Genomic DNA, 18,176 nt, shown 5'->3' on the forward strand with positions numbered 1-18,176 from the left:
GAGGGCTTACACCGCCACCGGGAGACGAGATCCCGCCGCGTCCCCGAGGCCAGGGCCCGCACCGAGCGCGCGCACGACTCCCCGCGTTGCCTCGCGCCCGGCCCGGTTCGCGCCGATCGTCGACGCGCTGGGCCCGTACCCGACGAGCTGCACGCGGGGGTCGCGCGCCGCCGTCGTGCCGTGGAGGACGATCCCGCCGCCGGGCTCGCGCAGGGCGAGCGGCGCGAGGTGGTCGAGCGCGGCGCGGAACCCGGTGGCCCAGAGGAGGACGTCGGCGGGCTGGAAGAGCAGGCCGTCGTCGTTCGCGCCCGCGGCCCACTCGACGCCCGACGGCGTCACCCGCTCGAACATCGGCCGACGGCGCAGCACCCCGCTCGCGATCCCCGCGCGGTAGCGCGGCGTGAGCGGCAGGCCCGTGACCGAGACGACGCTCCCCGGCGGGAGGCCGGCGGACGTCCGCTCGGCGACGCGCGCGACGGCCGCGCGCCCGAGCTCGGGCGAGAACTCCTCCTCGACCCAGACGGGCTCGCGGCGCGTGACCCACGTGGTGCCGGACGCGTGCGGGGCGATCTGCAGCAGGAGCTGCGTCGCGGACGCCCCGCCGCCCACGACCACGACGTGCTGGCCCGCGAAGTCCTCGGCCGCCCGGAAGTCGTGCGTGTGGAGCTGGCGCCCGCGGAACGTCTCCATGCCCGGGTAGCGGGGCCAGAACGGCCGGGTCCACGTACCCGTCGCGTTGACGAGCGTCCGCGTGCGGACCACGAGCCCGCGGGCGTGAGGCCCGGTGCCGACCGTCGCCCGGACCAGCAGCAAGGTGGGGTCGTCGGGGTCCTGCGCCACCTCGTCGACCGTGACCGGGCGCACGACGCGCAGGTCGTTCTCGCGCTCGTACGCGGCGTAGTAGCGCGGCACGGCGACGTTCGCGCGCTCTGCGGGATCCCCGGCCGGGAGGGGGACGCCCGGGAGGTCGTGCACGGCGTGCGTCTCGGCCATGGTCAGCGAGTCCCAGCGGTCCTGCCACGCCCCGCCCGGGCCGCGACCGCCGTCGAGCACGAGCGGGTCCAGCCCGGCGCGGCGCAGGTGGTAGGCCGCGGACAGCCCCGCCTGCCCGGCGCCGACGACCACGACGTCGCGCACGGCGTCCCCCGGGCCACCGGCCGTCCCCACGGCCGCGTCCACCGTCTCCTGCACGTCCGTCACCTCGCTCACGACGCCCTCAACGACCCCGGCCCACCGAACCTTCCCCGCCCCCCGGCACTGTGCCGAACACGACATGGGGGTCGCTCAGGAGCCGACATCGACCCCCATGTCGTGCTCGACGGCGGGCGGCGTCGTTCTCGACGACGGGGCGCGAGCCGTCAGGGGTGTCGGGTGCCGTCAGTTGCGGTCCGGGACGCGCTCGAGCGTGCGGATCGGCCGCACGGCGAGGAGCGCGACGACCGTGAGAGCTCCCACGACCGCGCCCACGAGGAGGACGCGGTCGGTGCCGAACGCGGCGACGGCGGGACCGGCCAGGGCGGCGCCGATCGGGTACATGCCGACCGACCCCGCGACCTCGTAGGCGTGGACCCGGTTGAGCACGTCGCCCGGCACCTGGGTCTGCACGCTCGTCGCCCACATGACGCCCCACACGCCGACCCCCACACCCACGAGCACCTGCGCGACGGCGAGCGCCCACACCGGCCAGCCGAGCACCAGGCCGAGGGGGTAGAGGGGGTAGGCGACGAGCGCGAGGGCCCCGGCCGCGAGCGGTCGCCGGGGCTTGAAGCGGATCGCGAGCAGCCCGCCGACGACCGTCCCCACGCCGAGCGCGCTGTTGAGGATGCCGAACGCGGTCGCGCCGTGCTCGGGCACGACGACCCCCGCCGCCACGGGGAGCTGCGGCCCCCAGGCGAGCACGGCGTAGACCATCCAGATGACGATGACGCCCCACAGCCACGTGCGGGAGCGGAACTCGCGCCACCCGACGGCGAGGTTGCGCCAGAGCCCCGCCCCGGCCGGGGGCGCGGGCACGACGCCGAGCCGGAGCGCGAGGAGGCACAGCGCGCTGGTCCCGTAGGCGACGGCGGAGAGGATCATCACCCAGCCCGTCGACCCGAACCCGACCAGGACGCCGGCGAGCGCGGGGCCGCCGAGCCCGGTGATCGCCTCGGAGGTCCGCAGGATCCCGTTCGCGCCCTGCACGTCGCGCGCCACGAGCGGGACGGTCGACGCGGCCCCCGGCTGGAACAGCGCGTTGGCGGTGCCTGCCACCACGAGCAGCGCGTACAGGTGCCACAGGTGCTCGATGCCCCGCACGAAGAGGACCGCGAGGAGCACGTGCGCGGTGAGGTTCGCGACGTCGGCGACGATCATCATCCGGCGTGCCGTGAACCGGTCCGCGAGCACCCCGCCGAACAGCACGAGGCCCGCGAACGGGGCGACGAGGAACGCCATCGCGTACCCCGCGACGGCCAGCCCGTACCCGGAGCCGAGCAGGCCGGCCGAGACCGCGACGGGCAGCATCGCCCAGCTCAGCAGCCCCGCGCTGCGGGCCGTGAAGTAGTACCGGAAGTTGCGGGTCCAGATCGCCGGCTCCCGCGGTTCGCGCGGAGACGGTGCCGGTCCGGGCCTTTCCCGCACGTCCGGCACCGGGGCCGCTATCGCGGGTGGCGCCCCGGGCACCTGCTCCGTCGCTTCCTCCACCGCGCACGCACCCATGGCGCCCCTGCCCTCCGTCGTCGATGCCGCGAACCCTCGGACGTGACAACCGTCACCCGCCCCGGAGCCTTCCCGACCAGGCATGACGCGTCGTCCGCGGGACCGGGGTTCGGCCGGGCGCGTGCGCCGGGGGCAAGATGGACCGGTGGAGACCGCGATCCTCTGGCACACCGGGCCGCTCATCGACGACGTCGAGATCGCGCAGGTCCACGACCTCGCCGCGGCGGCCGAGCGCGCGGACGGCGTCGCTCCCCTCTCGGAGCAGCCGCTGCTCAACCTGCGCGAGGCGACGGACGACGTCGTGCACCTCCTCACGTGGCGGGCGGGCGAGCTCGCGGGGTACGCCCAGGTGGACAAGCGGGGCGAGGCGCCGAGCGCCGAGCTCGTCGTCCGCCCCGAGCACCGGCGGCACGGTCTCGGGTTCCACCTGCTCGGCAGCGCGGCCGACCGCGCGGCCGAGCCGCGACCGACCGACCCCGACCACGACCAGGACGGGCAGCCGCACCCCGGCGCGGAGACCGACGGCGAGCCCGCCCGGACGTCGCGCCCGCCGCTGCGCGTCTGGGCCCACGGCGACCTGCCCGCGGCCCGCGGCCTCGCCGCGCGGGCGGGGTACGACGTCGTGCGCGAGCTGCTCGTCCTCGAGCGGCCCCTCGACGGGCCGGAGGCGCACGCGCGTCCCGAGATCCCCGCGGGCCTGCGGCTGCGCGCGTTCGTGCCGGGGCCCGACGACGCCGCGTGGGTCAGGGCAAACGCGGCGGCGTTCGCGCACCACCCGGAGCAGGGTCGGCTCACCGTCGACGACCTGCGCGCCCGGATGCGGGAGGACTGGTTCGACGCCGCCGGGCTCCTGCTCCTCGAACGCATCCCGGACCCCGGTTCCGGCACGGCCGAGCTCGTCGGGTTCGTCTGGACCAAGATCCCGACCGGCCGGCCCGACGGCGCACGCGAGGGCGAGATCTACGTCGTCGGCGTGGTCCCGACCGCCCAGGGCGAGGGGCTCGGCCGGCTGCTCACCGCCGTCGGGCTCGCACACCTCGCCGAGCGGGGGGTCACGACCGCGGTGCTGTACGTCGACGGCGACAACGTGCCCGCGGTGCGCACGTACGAACGCGCGGGCTTCGCGCGCCGCGCGGTGCACGTGCAGTACGCGCGCCCGACCGCACGGTGACCCGTGTCACGCACCGTTCACCAACTGGTGCCACCATGAACCCATGACCGACACGTCCACGCAGCGCACGCTCGACCCGGACCTCGCCGCGCACATCGCCGAGCACATCGCGGAGGAACCCGAGATCGAGCCGGTGGGCGGGGAGCTCGGCCTCGGTCCGCTGCCCGACGACCGGTTCGCCGACCGCGAGCTGAGCTGGCTCGCGTTCAACCAGCGCGTGCTCGAGCTCGCGGAGGACCCGAGCCAGCCGCTCCTGGAGCGCGTGCGGTTCCTCGCGATCTTCGCGTCGAACCTGGACGAGTTCTTCATGGTCCGGGTCGCCGGCCTCAAGCGCCGCATGGCGACCGGCATCGCCGTCACCGCGGCCTCGGGGCTCTCGCCCCGCCAGGTGCTCGACGCGATCAGCGAGCGCGCGCACGACCTCATGGCGCGTCACGCGCGCGTGTTCGCCGACGACGTCCAGCCGGCCCTGGCCGCCGAGGGCATCACGCTCGTCCACTGGGACGAGCTCGAGACGCGCGAGCAGGAGCGCCTGCACAAGTTCTTCCGCAAGCAGATCTTCCCCGTGCTCACGCCGCTCGCCGTCGACCCGGCGCACCCGTTCCCCTACATCTCGGGGCTGTCGCTCAACCTCGCGGTCGTGGTCGCCAACCCGACAACGGGCAAGGAGCACTTCGCGCGCGTCAAGGTGCCCCCGCTCCTGCCCCGGTTCATCGCCGTGGACGCGCGGGGCCGCCCGAGCGCGCCGACGTCGCAGACCGCCGCCCCGGACCGCGGGCCGACGTCGTTCGTGCCCATCGAGGAGGTCATCGCCCAGCACCTCGACCATCTGTTCCCCGGCATGGAGGTGCGCGAGCACCACCTGTTCCGCGTCACGCGCAACGAGGACGTGGAGGTCGAGGAAGACGACGCCGAGAACCTGCTCCAGGCCATGGAGAAGGAGCTCCTGCGGCGGCGGTTCGGGCCGCCGGTGCGGCTCGAGCTGACGCCGGGGATCAGCCCGCGCATCCGCGCGCTGCTCGTGCGCGAGCTCGGCGTGGTCGAGGAGGAGGTCTACGAGATCCCCGAGCCGCTCGACCTCACGGGGCTCAACCTCATCGCCGACCTCGACCGCGCGGACCTGCACTTCCCGCCGTTCGTCCCGACGACGCACCGCCTCCTCGCCGAGGTCGAGAGCGCGTCGCCCACCGACGTGTTCGCCGCGATCCGCGAGCGCGACGTGCTGCTGCACCACCCGTACGACTCGTTCTCGACGTCGGTCCAGACGTTCCTCGAGCAGGCGGCGGCCGACCCGGCGGTCCTCGCGATCAAGCAGACCCTGTACCGGACGTCGGGCGACTCGCCGATCGTCGACGCGCTCATCGACGCGGCCGAGGCGGGCAAGCAGGTGCTCGCGCTCGTCGAGATCAAGGCCCGGTTCGACGAGCAGGCCAACATCTCCTGGGCGCGCAAGCTCGAGCAGGCGGGCGTGCACGTCGTGTACGGGATCGTCGGGCTCAAGACGCACTGCAAGCTCTCGCTCGTCGTGCGCCAGGAGTCGGACGGCCTGCGGCGCTACTGCCACGTCGGCACGGGCAACTACCACCCGAAGACCGCGCGCCTGTACACCGACCACGGCCTGCTCACGTGCGACCCCGACGTCGGCCAGGACCTCACGCGCCTGTTCAACCAGCTCTCCGGGTACGCGCCCCAGTCGCGGTTCCACCGCCTGCTGGTCGCGCCGCGCACGGTCCGCTCGGGGCTCGTCGAGCGCATCGACCGCGAGGCGGCCGCTGCGCAGGCCGGCCACGAGGCGTGGGTGAAGATCAAGGTCAACTCCGTCGTCGACGAGACGACGCTCGACGCGCTGTACCGCGCGTCGCAGGCGGGCGTGAAGGTCGACCTCGTCGTGCGCGGCATCTGTGCCGTCCGCCCGGGCGTGCCCGGGCTCAGCGAGAACATCCGCGTGCGCTCGATCCTCGGCCGTTTCCTCGAGCACTCGCGCATCTACGCGTTCGCCAACTCCGCCGGCCCCGCCATCGGCGAGGGCCCCGAGAGCGGGCCCGAGGTGTTCATCGGCTCGGCCGACCTCATGCACCGCAACCTCGACCGCCGCGTCGAGGCCCTCGTGCGCATCACGGACCCCGACCAGGTCATCGAGCTGCTGGACCTGCTCGACGTGTCGATGTCCGAGCGCACCGCGTCCTGGCACCTCGACGCCGACGGCACCTGGCACCGGCCCGAGTCGGGCCCCGACGGTGCGCCTCTCGTCGACCTCCAGGCGAGCCTCGTGCAGCGGCAGCGCCGCCGGCTCGTCGGGAGGCGGTAGCGGATGGGTGTGCCCTCCCCCGCCCTGCGCAGCGGGCTGCCGCTCGTGGACGCCCTCGGCCCCACGCACGTGTCGCACGCCCCGGTCATCGAGTCCGCCGGGGCCCTCGTGTGGCGCGTGCGCGACGACGACCTCCAGGTCCGCCTCGTCCACCGGCCCCGCTACGACGACTGGTCGTGGCCCAAGGGCAAGCTCGACCCCGGCGAGACCTTCCAGGCCGCTGCCGCGCGCGAGGTCGCCGAGGAGACGGGCAAGCCGGTCGTGCTGGGCGTCCCGCTGCCGGGGCTCCAGTACCTCACGCCCGAGGGGCGCGTGAAGCGCGTGCACTACTGGGCGGCGCGCCGGGCCTCGCGGAAGGCGGACGCCGGTGCGCTCGCCGCGCGCGCGCCCGTCCCGCCGGTGTCGCCGCAGGAGATCGACCGTGCCGCCTGGCTGTCGGCCGACGACGCCGCGCAGCGCCTCACGCGCCAGGCCGACCGCGCCCCGCTCGAGGCGCTCGTCCGCGAGCGCGAGGAGGGCCGGCTGGCGACGCACGTCGTGGTCATCGCCCGGCACGGCAAGGCCGTCGCGCGCTCGGCGTGGCACGGCGACGAGCAGGACCGTCCGCTCACGCCGGCGGGGCACGCGCAGGCCGTCGCCCTGGTGCCCGTGCTCGCGGCGTACGGCGTCGAGACCGTCGTGACGAGCCGCTGGGACCGGTGCGCCCAGACGATCGCGCCCTACGCCGGCGCGTCGGGGCTGGAGACCGTGAGCATCGACCACCTCACGGAGGCGCAGCACGAGCGCTCCCCCGCGCGCGTCGCGCGGACGGTCCGCGAGCTCCTCGAGGCCGAGCGGTCGTCGGTGCTGTGCACGCACCGGCCCGTGCTGCCCACGGTGCTCGACGTGCTCGGCCAGCACTCGCGGCGGCCCGTCGCGAACGCGCTGCCGGCGCACGACCCGTTCCTCGAGCCGGGCGAGATGATCGTCGCCCACGTGGCGCGCACGCCCAAGGGACCGCGCGTCGTCGCGGCGGAGAAGGTCGCCCCGCCGCTGCACTGAGACCAGGACGAGGACGGCGCTCCGCCGATCCGGGCGGAACCCGGGTCGGCGGAGCGCCGTCCTCGTCGTCGTGTGCGGTGCGCGCGTCCGGCGCGCGGCGTCAGAGCAGGATCGGGCTGAGGATCCAGTACACGACCGCCGCCACGAGCGCAGCGGCCGGGATGGTGAGGACCCACGCGACCCCGATGTTCTTCGCGACGCCCCAGCGGACCGCGGACAGGCGCTTGGTCGCACCGACGCCCATGATCGCGGAGGTGATCGTGTGCGTCGTCGACACCGGCGCGTGGAAGATGAACGCGTTCGCGTACAGGACGACGGCGGAGACCGACTCGGCGACGAAGCCGCGCGCCGGGTCGAGCTCGATGATCTTGCGGCCCAGCGTGCGCATGATGCGCCACCCGCCGGCGTACGTACCGAGGGAGATGGCGGTCGCCGCGGACAGCTTGACCCACAGCGGGATCGTGTTGTCGTCCTGGAACCCGCCCGCGACGAGCGCGAGCACGATCACGCCCATCGTCTTCTGCGCGTCCTGAAGACCGTGGCCCAGGGCCATCGCCGCCGCCGACGCCGTCTGCGCGATGCGGAAGCGACGGAACGCCCGGGCGGGCGCCGCGTTCCGGAACACCCACAGCAACAGCACCATGAGCGCGAACGCGAGGCCGAAGCCGATGAGCGGCGAGAAGACCATGGGGAGCACGACCTTGTCGAGGATCGCATCCCAGTGGACCGTGATCCCCGACGCGATCCCGACGCCCGCGAGGCCGCCGATGATGGCGTGCGTCGACGACGACGGCAGCCCCAGCCACCACGTGATGAGGTTCCACGTGATCGCGCCGACGAGTCCGCACAGCACGATCACGAGGCCCTGATGGGGCGGGACGTCGTTGACCGCGACGATGTCCTCGGCGATCGTCTGCGCGACCGCGGTCCCGAGCAGGGCGCCGATGAGGTTGAACACCGCCGCCATGAGGAGCGCCGCGCGCGGCGTGAGGGCCCTGGTCGAGACCGAGGTCGCGATGGCGTTCGCGGCGTCGTGGAACCCGTTGGTGTAGTCGAACGCCAGGGCGAACGCCACGACGACGACGACGAGCACTGCCTCCACGGGGCTCAGGACTCCTTGAGCGCGATGGTCTCGACCGTGTTCGCGACCTTCTCGAAGGCGTCGGCCGCCTGCTCGAGGACCTCGACGATCTCCTTGAGCTTCATGAGGAGGACCGGGTCGGACACGTCGTCGAAGAGCTCGGCGAGCAGCTTGCGGTGGACCTTGTCCGCCTGGTTCTCCAGGCGGTTGACCTCGACCCAGTACTCGGGGAGGTCGTCCATCGAGCGCAGGCGCGGCATCGCCTCGGCCGTGAGCTCCGACGCGCGCTGGAGCACCTGGACCTGCTCGGACACGCGGGCCGGGAGCTCGTCCACCTTGTAGAGGACGATGAGGTCGGCCGCCTCCTCCATGAAGTCCATGCAGTCGTCGAGCGCCGACGCGAGGGCGTAGATGTCGTCCCGGTCGAACGGCGTGACGAACGTCTGGTTGAGCCGACGCATGATCGAGTGCGTCGCGTCGTCCGCGAGGTGCTCGGTCTCGCTGAGCTGCTTCGCGAGCTGCTTGCGCGTCGGACGGTCCGCGCCGAGCAGCTCCGCGAGGAGCGTTGATCCGGTGACCAGGTGCTGCGCCGAGGCGGCGAGAAGGTCGAAGAACGAGGTGTCGCGCGGTGTCAGGCGCAGGCGCACGGGAGGCTCCGGAAGGGACGCGGGGTAGGGGTCTGAGCTGGCGTCGGCCACAAGGGCCGCTCGGCCGCCGGACAGGCCGGTCGGCCGGGGTGGTCACGATCTCGGGTCGGATGATCTCTGGATGAACGCACGTCGAACTCTCGTCAAATGTAGCCGACGCGCGGAGCGATGCTGGAATCGTCGGGGCGAAGGTCCCGGATCCTCAGGACGCTCACAGCCCGCAGCCGGCGTCCTCGCCGGGGCGGCGGCCCTCCGGCGCACGGCGTCGTGCTCGCACCAGGAGGGGAAGTAGTGACGCCGGACCGGGAGCGCCTCTCGGCGCGTGGCCGCTCGTAGCGGCTGAGTGTGGAGCCCGGGGCTACCGCGGCCCGGCGTCGTGAACCATCGTACGTGCCGGACGCCCCGCGAGGTACCCAGCCGACCCGGTGTTCGCGCTCCGCGAGAACCCCACCCCCCGACGTGCGCACCCGCCCCGTATCCCGCACCCTCCGCCCACCCACCCGAGGTAGAACCCCGGTCCACCGAGGTAAACCCGTGGTCGCGCGAGGTAGAGCCCTGGTCACGCGAGGTAGAGCCCTGGTCACGCGAAGTAGAGCCGTGGTCACGCGAGGTAGAGCCATGGTCACGCGAAGTAGAGCCGTGGTCACGGCCTGCGACCCGATCACCTGCTCGACACGACGGGGCAGCATCGGGACTCCGCCGGACAGCAGGACAAGACGACAGCGGGACGGCGGGACGGCGGGACGGCGGACGCCACGGAAACAGTCGGCACGGCAAGAGTTGAACTGACACCGCGAGCCGTCGCCCGGGTGAGGGCCGACCAGGGCGAGACGACGTAGGGCGGGGTGGGTTGTGGTGCCGCGCCGTGGCGGGCCTGGAACGAGGGATCGTCCGGAGTGAGCCGGCGAACGCGGGACGATCCCGACCGAGAACGCGGGAGCCGCGAGGAACGAGCGGCGGATGGTGGACGCGGCACCACCACCCACCCCGACCACCCCACCCAGCCACGCGCCGTCGAACACAAGAACCACGGCTCTACCTCGCGCAACCACGGCTCTACCTCGCGCGACCACGGCTCTACCTCGCGTGACCACGGCTCTACCTCGCGCAACCACGGCTCTACCTCGAGCGACCGGGGTTCTCCCTCGGCGGCCGCAGGAGGGTTAGTCGAGGCGGTCGGCGCGCCAGAGCTCAGCGGCGTGCTCGAGCTCTTGCGCGGTACGGAGCAGAGAGCCCGCCCCGCGGGTCATGCGGAGCGCGCCGTCGGGGTCGGCGACCTCGCGGGCGTCGGCGTCGAACGCTGCGCCGGTGGCGAGGATGCGGCAGAACGACCCGGCGCGTTCGAGCGCGACCGCGAGGTCGCCGGTGAACACGCCGGAGAGCACGGCGTCGGCGAGGTCGCGCACGTCCTGCGGCCCGGGCGGCCGAGGGACCCCGGCGATGGCCTCGTGGACCGGGGCCGCGTCGACGCCGAGGCGGTACCGCAGCGCCACCGTCTGCGGGTCACGACGCACCCACTCGCGCAGCACGTAGAGCCGCCAGAGCGCGCCCGGCAGGGAGTTCGGGGCGGCGTCGGACCACAGGCCGGCGACGACGTCGAGCCCCTCGGTCTCGACGAGGTGGATCAGGCGCTCGACGACCTGCGGGTCCTCGGTGTCGCGTGCGCGGTGCACGATCGCGTGCGCGGTGGTGTGCGCGACCTGGTCGCGCAGCGCGGGATCGAGCTCGCCGGGGAGCTCGTCCGCGTCGCGCGGGTCGAGCATCGCCGGGCGGCGGGGTCGCTCCGTGCGGTCGGACCGGCCGGGGTCGGGCCGGGGTCCGGGGGTGGTGGGGGCGTCGTCGGGCACGCGCCCAGTCTCCACCCGGCGCGGGGGCGGTCGCAGCGGTACCGGCCCGACGCCAGCCCCTGCGCAGCTCGGGTCCGAGCGCGTGACGTTCACCGCACCCCGTTCACCGCGCCACCGCGAGTACCCCGTCCTACAGTGACGAAAGGGGCCTCCTACCGGCTCCGGAAGGAGCGGAGGAGAGATGTCGAGCAGCGACGCAGCAGGTCACGGGACCGTGAGCGCACGCAGCGCCCACCGCAAGGCGATCGGCCTGGCCGTCGCCGCCGCCGTCGGCGGTTTCCTCTTCGGCTTCGACAGCTCCGTCATCAACGGTGCCGTCGCCGCGATCGAGGGGCAGTTCGACCTCGACTCCGCCGTCACCGGCCTCGTCGTCGCGATCGCGCTCCTCGGCTGTGCCCTCGGAGCGTGGTCGGGCGGCCGGCTGGCGGACCGCTGGGGCCGCACGCGCGTCATGGTGTTCGGCGCGATCCTGTTCTTCGCCTCCTCGATCCTGTCGGCGATCGCCTGGTCGGCGTTCGACCTCGCGATCTGGCGCTTCATGGCGGGTGTCGGGATCGGCATCGCCTCGGTCATCGCCCCCGCGTACATCGCGGAGATCGCGCCGGCGCGGCTGCGCGGTCGCATGGGGTCGCTCCAGCAGCTCGCGATCACGGTCGGCATCTTCGCGGCGCTGCTGTCGGACCAGCTCCTCGCGGAGGCGGCGGGCGGCGCCTCCAACGAGCTCTGGTTCGGCTGGGAGGCGTGGCGGTGGATGTTCCTCGTGTGCGTGATCCCGGCGGCCGTGTACGGCATCCTCGCCCTGCGGATCCCCGAGTCCCCGCGCTACCTGGTGGCGAAGGGTCGGGACGACGAGGCGCGGGCCGTGCTGGAGTCCGTCCTCGGCCCGGAGGAGGACGTCGACGACCGCATCGCACAGATCCACCGCTCCATCGCGGTCGACGAGAAGAACGCCCAGGAGGGCTCGCTCAAGGGCTCGACGTTCGGGCTCAAGCCGATCGTGTGGGTCGGCATCCTGCTCTCGGTGTTCCAGCAGTTCGTCGGGATCAACGTCATCTTCTACTACTCGACGACGCTCTGGCAGGCGGTCGGGTTCGACGAGAGCCAGTCGTTCCTCGTCTCGACGATCACGTCCGTGACCAACGTCGCGGTCACGTTCATCGCGATCGCGCTCGTGGACAAGGTGGGCCGTCGCCCGATCCTGCTCATCGGCTCGGCGGGCATGACGGTCTCGCTGGGCCTCATGGCGCTCGCGTTCACCCAGGCGGTCGGGAGCGGCAAGGACATCACCCTGCCTGACCCCTGGGGCCCCATCGCCCTGGTCGCGGCGAACGCGTTCGTCGTGTTCTTCGGGGCGTCGTGGGGGCCGCTCGTCTGGGTGCTGCTGGGCGAGATGTTCCCGAACCGCATCCGCGCGGCCGCGCTCGGCGTCGCGGCCATGGCGCAGTGGCTCGCGAACTTCGCGATCACTCTCACGTTCCCGCCGATGCTGTCGGCCTTCGGCGCCACGATCCCCTATCTCATGTACGCGATCTTCGCGGCGCTGTCGTTCGTCTTCGTCTTCAGCAAGGTCCCCGAGACCAAGGGCGTGGAGCTCGAGGACATGGGCGACGAGCGCGTGGGGCGCACCGCGCACTGAGCCTCTCCGCCCGAACCCGGGGTCGGTCCTCACGGCACGCGCCGGGTGAGGACTGGCCCCGGGTTCGGGCGTCTCCCGGCCTCGACGAGACCCGGGAATTCCTTGCTCCAGACAATGGTTGCTGAAAGCAACTGCGAGGCGTATGCTTGCCTGCAGCAACCAAGGAGTAGTCGTGCCCGTCATCACCCCCGCCGCGACCACCGCGGCCCCCGAGCTCGCACCCGACCCGTCCCCTGCGGCGGGCCTCATCCGCGCGCTCGACGAGCTGGCCCGCGCCCAGCGCGAGTCGGCCGTGCGCATCGCGCGAGACCTCGACATCCCGCGCTCGTCGTTCGGGCTGCTCCGCATGCTCCAGCGGTGCGGTCCCGTCCAGCTCGGGGACGTCGCCGCGAGGCTCCGCGTCGACCTGTCCGTGGCCAGCCGCCAGGTGAGCCACCTGGTCGACGAGGGCCTCGTCCGCCGCACGGTGGACGACGACGACCGGCGCGCCCGGACCGTCGAGCTCACCGAGGACGGGCGCACGCTCGTCCTGCGGGCGTACGAGCACATCGACGCCCTGGCCGCCACGACGTTCGCCGAGTGGCACGACGACGAGATCGTCGAGGCCACGCGCCACATCGAGCGCGTCGCCGCGGCGGTCGTCGCCGGCCACGACGCTCCCCGCACGACCGGGTGACCGACGGCGCCCGGCGGCACCACCGCCGTCGGGCACGCCCTCGACCGCCGACCGCGCCGCCGCGCGACCGGCCACGACCACCTGACACCGCCCCTCGACACCGCCGCACGACACGGCCGGTCCGACACGGCCCCGTGAGCCAAAGGAACTCAGCGCCTCATGACCAGCACCACACCAGAACGCACCGCCCCACCCGGCGGCACCGAGACGTCCATGACCCGTCGCGAGGTCATGGAGTCCCTCTCCGGGATCCTCCTCGGCATGTTCGTCGCGATCCTCGCGAGCTCGATCGTCTCGAGCTCGCTCCCCAAGATCGTCAGCGACCTGGACGGCTCGCAGTCGTCCTACACCTGGGTCGTCACCTCGACCCTGCTCGCCATGACGATCTCGACCCCGATCTGGGGCAAGCTCGCCGACCTCACCAACCGCAAGGTCCTCATCCAGGTCGCGCTCGTCGTCGCGGTCGTCTCCTCGGCGCTCGCCGGCCTGTCGCAGAACGTCGGGACGCTCATCGCGCTCCGCGCGTTCCAGGGCATCGGCGCGGGCGGCCTCATGGCGCTCGCCACCGTGCTCATCACGGACATCATCTCGCCGCGCGAGCGTGGCAAGTTCATGGGCCTCATGGGCGGCATCATGGCCGTGAGCCAGATCGGCGGGCCGCTCCTCGGCGGCGTGCTCACCGACGCCGTGAGCTGGCGCCTCAACTTCTTCGTCGGGCTGCCGTTCGCGATCGCCGCGATCATCGTGCTTCAGCGCACGCTGCACCTGCCGAAGGTCGCGCGCCGCGTCGTCCGAATCGACTACTGGGGCGCGATCCTCATCAGCGCCGGCGTGTCCTCGCTCCTGCTGTGGGTGACGTTCGCGGGCCAGAACTTCGAGTGGCTCTCGTGGCAGACGTTCGCCATGGTCGGCGGCGCGGTCCTCGCGCTCGTCGGTGCCGTGCTCGTCGAGAGCGTGACGCCCGAGCCGCTCATCCCGCTGCACCTGTTCAAGAACCGCACGTTCGTCCTCGCGGTCGTCGCGTCCGTCGCGGTCGGCGTCGCGATGTTCGGCACCGCCGTGTTCCTCAGCCAGTACATGCAGGTGGCGCGCGGCAAGACCCCGACCGAGTCGGGCCTCCTGACGATCCCCATGATCGTCGGCACGTTCGTCGCGTCGACCCTCTTCGGCCAGCTCATCACGCGCTACGGCCGCTACAAGGCCTTCATGGTCACGGGTGGCGCGGTGCTCATGGCGTCGCTGTTCGCGCTGTCGACCATCGACTACCACACGAGCTTCACGCTCATCAGCGTCTACCTGTTCTTCCTCGGCGTCAGCATGGGCATGCTCATGCAGAACCTCGTGCTCGCCGTGCAGAACACGCTCGACGTGGAGGAGATGGGCGCCGGCACCTCGACCGTCGCGTTCTTCCGCAGCCTCGGCGGCGCGATCGGCGTGTCCGTGCTCGGCGCGGTCCTCGCGACCAAGGTCACCACGTCGATCCAGGACGGCCTGACGAAGCTCGGCATCCCGGCCGACTCGATGGGCGGCGGCAACGCCGTGCCCGACGTCTCGACCCTGCCCGCGCCGATCAAGGACCTCGTCGAGAAGTCCTACGGCGACGGCATCGCCGAGATCTTCCTCGTCGCGGTGCCGCTCGCGCTCGTCGCGCTGATCGCGGTGTCGTTCCTCAAGGAGGTGCCGCTCGGCACCAAGACCGGTCTCCAGGAGCGCCTCGAGAAGGAGGCCGCCCTCGCTGGCAGCGAGGCCCCGGTCGATGCGACCCCCGGCCGCGTGACGCTGGCCGAGGAGACGGAGTCGACGCTCCTCGAGGCGTACGAGCCCGCGGGCGTCGTCGACGAGGCGGGGACGCGCTCCTCGCGCTGACCCACCCCGCACGCTGAGTGCATGGAACAGGCGGTCTCGAATCGGTTCGGGGCCGCTTGTTTCATGCATTCTGCGTGTTGGTCGACCGTCCAGCGGGTGAGGTTTTCCGGACGGGCGTGACCGCGTGCCGTCCCGGGCGTCATGATGGGCGTGTGCCCGCCGAGACCGCTCCCACCCGCACCGTTCCCGACGCCGCGCGCGCCGCCGAGCCGGACGTCGCGTACGTCGATCTCGAACGCGAGCTGCGCGTCCTGCTGCGCCGCGGCGGGGCGGCAGCGACCGCCATGGCGCGCCGGATCCACCCGGACCTCGAGGCGAGCGCGTACCCGCTCCTCGCGCACATCGCCGACCACCCAGGCGTCCGTGGCTCCGAGCTCGCCGCGCACTTCGGCGTCGGGCGCGCGACGATCTCGCGTCAGCTCAGCCGGCTCCACGCGCTGGGCCTCGTCGCGCGCGAGGTCGACCCCGACGACTCGCGCGGGCAGCTCATCACCCTCACACCCGACGGCGAGGCCCGGCTCCACGCCGCGCACAGCGGGCGGGTCATCTCGATCACCGAGGCCCTCGACGGCTGGGACCGCGCCGACGTCGCGACGCTCGCGGCGCTGCTGCACCGCTACTCCGACGACGTCGTGCGCTGGGCCGCGAACCGGTGACGCCCCGCCCTGACCTCGCGTGACGATGCCCGACGGCGGCCGCGCGCCTCGTGCGGTCGCGGCACCGATGCCCTCGCGACCCCGTCGGCGGCGCCTCGTCGTCGCCCTCGTGCTCGGGCTCGTCGTGGTCGCGGGGTTCTTCGTCGCGACGCGCGTGCCCGACCCGTGGGGTGACGTCGGCGGTGACGTCCTCTATGCCGTCGCGACCTACGTGCTCGTGGTCCTCGTGCTCGCGCGTACCCGCCCGCTCGTCGCGGGCATCCTCGCGCTCGGCTGGTGCTGGGCGGTCGAGGCGCTCCAGGCAACGGGACTGGCCGCCGCCGTGAACGACGCGGTCCCGCCCGCGGCGTGGCTGCTGGGCAGCACGTTCGCGGTGCGGGACCTGGTCTGCTATCTCGTGGGCGTCGGCCTCGCGTGCGCGGTCGACACGTGGGCCGTCGCCCGGTCGGTCACTCCTCGCCGGCCTGGAAGGTCAGGCTGACCGAGTTCATGCAGAACCGGTCGCCCGTCGGGGTCTGGGGCGCGTCGTCGAACACGTGGCCCAGGTGCGAGCCGCAGCGCGCGCAGCGCACCTCCGTGCGCACCATGCCGTGGCTGCGGTCGGTGAGGAGCTCGACGCGGTCGCCCGCGAGCGGGCTGAAGAAGCTCGGCCACCCGCAGTGCGAGTCGAACTTGGTGTCCGAGCGGAACAGCTCGTTGCCGCACGCGCGACACGCGTAGACGCCGACGCGCTTCTCGTCGAGCAGCTCGCCCGTCCACGCGCGCTCGGTGCCCGCCTGCCGCAGCACGGCGAACTCCTGCGGCGACAGCTCGGCGCGCCACTCGTCGTCGGTCTTGACGACCTCGTAGGGCTGGTTCTCGTGGGTCTGGCTGGTCATGATCCACCTCCGACGATCCCAACCGCACGCAGCGCCCCGGTGTTCCCGACGTCACCCTCCGCTGTGGGCATGAAACGGGCCCGGTCTCGACGAAGAGACCGGGCCCATCTCATGCCCACGACCGGGTGGGCGACGAGTCAGCGCGGGCTGGACGTCGAGTAGACGGTGCTCGACCCACCGGCGGGGCGCTGCGCGCGACCGCGGCCGCCGCGACGGCGGCCGCCGCCCTGGCCCGCCGCCGTGCCGTTCCCGGTGCCCGAGGCGCCGCGTCCGTCCCTGCCGCCGCCCTCGGGACGACCCGCACCCGCCGAGCGCTGACCGCCCTGGCCGCGCTGCGCCGTCGTGCCCTGACCGGCGCCCTGGGCGGCGGGACGGCCGCCGCCCTGACCGCCACGGTTGCGGCGCGACGCGCGCGACCCGCCGTTGGTGGACGTGGTGCCGCGCTTCGCCTGCGTCTGCGGCGGCGTGATGTCCGCCGGGCGCACGTACTCCGCGACCTCGCCGACGAGGCCCTTGATCGTCGCGTCGCCGGGGGCGACGGGCTTCGGCTGGGCCGTGATCTTCGCCTTGCGCGTGAGGTCGCGCACGTCGCCGCGCTGCTCCGGGAGCATGACGGTGACGACGACGCCCTCCGACCCGGCGCGCGCGGTGCGGCCCGAGCGGTGCAGGTACGCCTTGTGCTCGGCCGGCGGGTCGACGTGCACGACGAGCTCGACGTCGTCGACGTGGATGCCGCGCGCCGCGATGTCCGTCGCGACGAGCACCTTCACCGTGCCCGAGGAGAACGCCTCGAGGTTGCGCTCGCGCGCGCCCTGACCGAGGTTCCCGTGCAGGTCGACGGCCGGGACGCCGCTCGCGGTGAGCTGCTTGGCGAGCTTCTTCGCCTGGTGCTTGGTGCGCATGAACAGCACGCGACGGCCGGTGCCGGACGCGAGCTCGTGCACGATCTGCTTCTTCGCGTCCGCGTCGCGCACCGCGAGGATGTGGTGCGTCATCTGCGGGGGCGCGGCCGCGGCGTCGTCCACCGAGTGGCGCACCGGGTTGTTGAGGTAGCGCTTGACGAGCTGGTCGACGCCGTTGTCGAGCGTCGCGGAGAACAGCATGCGCTGCCCCTGCTTCGGCGTCTTGTCCATGATGCGCTTCACGCCGGGCAGGAACCCGAGGTCGGCCATGTGGTCGGCCTCGTCGAGCACGGTGATCTCGATGGCGTCGAGCGTGAGCAGGCGCTGGTTGAGGAGGTCCTCGAGGCGGCCGGGGCACGCGATGACGATGTCCACGCCCTTGTCGAGCGCGGCGACCTGACGCGACTGCGCGACGCCGCCGAAGATCGTCGTCGTCACGAGGCCGAGCGCCTTGGCGACCGGCTCCATCGTGGCGTTGATCTGGTTGGCGAGCTCACGCGTCGGGCACAGCACGAGGGCGCGCGGCCGGCGCGGCTGGCGCGACGACTTGGCCCACGACAGGCGCGAGACGGTCGGCAGCGAGAACGCGAGCGTCTTGCCGGAGCCCGTGCGGCCGCGGCCGAGGACGTCACGGCCCTTCAGCGAGTCGGGCAGCGTGGCGGTCTGGATGGGGAACGGGGAGTCGATGCCCTGGCGCGAGAGCTCGCGCACGACGGGGGTGGGCAGGCCGAAATCGGCAAAGGAAGTCACAGGTGATGGGCCTCTCG

The 18,176-nt window shown here is 73.1% G+C and carries 15 protein-coding genes; 8 read left to right on the forward strand and 7 right to left on the reverse strand.

The window, feature by feature from the left end:
* Window positions 1–6: 6 nt before the first annotated feature.
* Together AC6CH9_RS01440 and AC6CH9_RS01445 are read right to left on the reverse strand one after the other, a co-directional pair.
* A complete protein-coding gene (locus tag AC6CH9_RS01440) occupies window positions 7–1,200 on the reverse strand; it encodes an FAD-dependent oxidoreductase (protein WP_498153701.1) in 1,194 nt (397 codons plus the stop codon).
* A 177-nt stretch (window positions 1,201–1,377) separates the two neighbouring features.
* Window positions 1,378–2,622 (reverse strand): MFS transporter, encoded by a 1,245-nt coding sequence (locus AC6CH9_RS01445; RefSeq protein WP_498153316.1) that lies wholly within the window; start codon window positions 2,620–2,622, stop codon window positions 1,378–1,380.
* A gap of 223 nt (window positions 2,623–2,845) precedes the next feature.
* Between AC6CH9_RS01445 and mshD the strand changes: the two genes are divergently transcribed.
* Genes mshD through AC6CH9_RS01460 form a run of 3 tightly spaced genes read left to right on the forward strand, consistent with a single transcriptional unit; the run spans window position 2,846 to window position 7,220 of the window.
* Entirely contained in the window at window positions 2,846–3,871 is a 1,026-nt protein-coding gene (gene mshD / locus AC6CH9_RS01450; RefSeq protein ID WP_498153317.1) for a mycothiol synthase, read from the forward strand.
* 43 nt (window positions 3,872–3,914) lie between these two features.
* Window positions 3,915–6,179, forward strand: coding sequence for an RNA degradosome polyphosphate kinase (locus tag AC6CH9_RS01455; protein WP_498153318.1), 2,265 nt, complete (start codon window positions 3,915–3,917; stop codon window positions 6,177–6,179).
* Between the two features lie 45 nt (window positions 6,180–6,224).
* On the forward strand, window positions 6,225–7,220 hold the full coding sequence (locus AC6CH9_RS01460; protein ID WP_498153702.1) for an NUDIX hydrolase: 996 nt from the start codon (window positions 6,225–6,227) through the stop codon (window positions 7,218–7,220).
* A gap of 100 nt (window positions 7,221–7,320) precedes the next feature.
* Here the strand turns inward: AC6CH9_RS01460 and AC6CH9_RS01465 are convergent, their stop codons facing one another.
* The 3 genes from AC6CH9_RS01465 to AC6CH9_RS01475 all read right to left on the reverse strand — a co-directional run bounded on the left by AC6CH9_RS01465 (window position 7,321) and on the right by AC6CH9_RS01475 (window position 10,711).
* On the reverse strand, window positions 7,321–8,322 hold the full coding sequence (locus AC6CH9_RS01465) for an inorganic phosphate transporter (RefSeq protein ID WP_047231396.1): 1,002 nt from the start codon (window positions 8,320–8,322) through the stop codon (window positions 7,321–7,323).
* 5 nt (window positions 8,323–8,327) lie between these two features.
* Complete coding sequence (locus tag AC6CH9_RS01470) at window positions 8,328–8,948, reverse strand: DUF47 domain-containing protein (RefSeq protein ID WP_047231395.1); 621 nt, start codon at window positions 8,946–8,948, stop codon at window positions 8,328–8,330.
* A 1,163-nt stretch (window positions 8,949–10,111) separates the two neighbouring features.
* Window positions 10,112–10,711, reverse strand: coding sequence for a hypothetical protein (locus AC6CH9_RS01475; protein ID WP_498153703.1), 600 nt, complete (start codon window positions 10,709–10,711; stop codon window positions 10,112–10,114).
* Window positions 10,712–10,976: 265 nt separating this feature from the next.
* Between AC6CH9_RS01475 and AC6CH9_RS01480 the strand changes: the two genes are divergently transcribed.
* The 5 genes from AC6CH9_RS01480 to AC6CH9_RS01500 all read left to right on the forward strand — a co-directional run bounded on the left by AC6CH9_RS01480 (window position 10,977) and on the right by AC6CH9_RS01500 (window position 16,110).
* A complete protein-coding gene (locus AC6CH9_RS01480; protein WP_498153319.1) occupies window positions 10,977–12,431 on the forward strand; it encodes a sugar porter family MFS transporter in 1,455 nt (484 codons plus the stop codon).
* Between the two features lie 172 nt (window positions 12,432–12,603).
* Complete coding sequence (locus tag AC6CH9_RS01485) at window positions 12,604–13,107, forward strand: MarR family winged helix-turn-helix transcriptional regulator (protein ID WP_498153320.1); 504 nt, start codon at window positions 12,604–12,606, stop codon at window positions 13,105–13,107.
* A 159-nt stretch (window positions 13,108–13,266) separates the two neighbouring features.
* Entirely contained in the window at window positions 13,267–14,973 is a 1,707-nt protein-coding gene (locus tag AC6CH9_RS01490) for an MDR family MFS transporter (RefSeq protein WP_498153321.1), read from the forward strand.
* 152 nt (window positions 14,974–15,125) lie between these two features.
* The gene (locus tag AC6CH9_RS01495) at window positions 15,126–15,629 is read left to right on the forward strand and encodes a MarR family winged helix-turn-helix transcriptional regulator (protein ID WP_498153322.1); all 504 of its coding nucleotides are present in this window, start codon (window positions 15,126–15,128) and stop codon (window positions 15,627–15,629) included.
* 67 nt (window positions 15,630–15,696) lie between these two features.
* Window positions 15,697–16,110 (forward strand): ribosomal maturation YjgA family protein, encoded by a 414-nt coding sequence (locus AC6CH9_RS01500; RefSeq protein WP_498153323.1) that lies wholly within the window; start codon window positions 15,697–15,699, stop codon window positions 16,108–16,110.
* Here the strand turns inward: AC6CH9_RS01500 and msrB are convergent.
* On the reverse strand, window positions 16,079–16,507 hold the full coding sequence (msrB, locus tag AC6CH9_RS01505) for a peptide-methionine (R)-S-oxide reductase MsrB (RefSeq protein ID WP_498153324.1): 429 nt from the start codon (window positions 16,505–16,507) through the stop codon (window positions 16,079–16,081). The genes AC6CH9_RS01500 and msrB overlap by 32 nt on opposite strands.
* Before the next feature lie 137 nt (window positions 16,508–16,644).
* Window positions 16,645–18,159, reverse strand: coding sequence for a DEAD/DEAH box helicase (locus AC6CH9_RS01510; RefSeq protein WP_498153325.1), 1,515 nt, complete (start codon window positions 18,157–18,159; stop codon window positions 16,645–16,647).
* Window positions 18,160–18,176: the final 17 nt, after the last annotated feature.

It is taken from the genome of Cellulosimicrobium sp. GQ32 (genome assembly GCF_059758455.1).

Excerpts from the sequence above, each read along its gene's own strand:
- AC6CH9_RS01455 (WP_498153318.1), top strand. The coding sequence starts at position 3,915 with ATGACCGACACGTCCACGCAGCGCACGCTCGACCCGGACCTCGCCGCG.
- AC6CH9_RS01475 (WP_498153703.1), bottom strand. The coding sequence starts at position 10,711 with ATGCTCGACCCGCGCGACGCGGACGAGCTCCCCGGCGAGCTCGATCCC.
- AC6CH9_RS01480 (WP_498153319.1), top strand. The coding sequence starts at position 10,977 with ATGTCGAGCAGCGACGCAGCAGGTCACGGGACCGTGAGCGCACGCAGC.
- AC6CH9_RS01490 (WP_498153321.1), top strand. The coding sequence starts at position 13,267 with ATGACCAGCACCACACCAGAACGCACCGCCCCACCCGGCGGCACCGAG.
- AC6CH9_RS01500 (WP_498153323.1), top strand. The coding sequence starts at position 15,697 with ATGCCCTCGCGACCCCGTCGGCGGCGCCTCGTCGTCGCCCTCGTGCTC.
- msrB (WP_498153324.1), bottom strand. The coding sequence starts at position 16,507 with ATGACCAGCCAGACCCACGAGAACCAGCCCTACGAGGTCGTCAAGACC.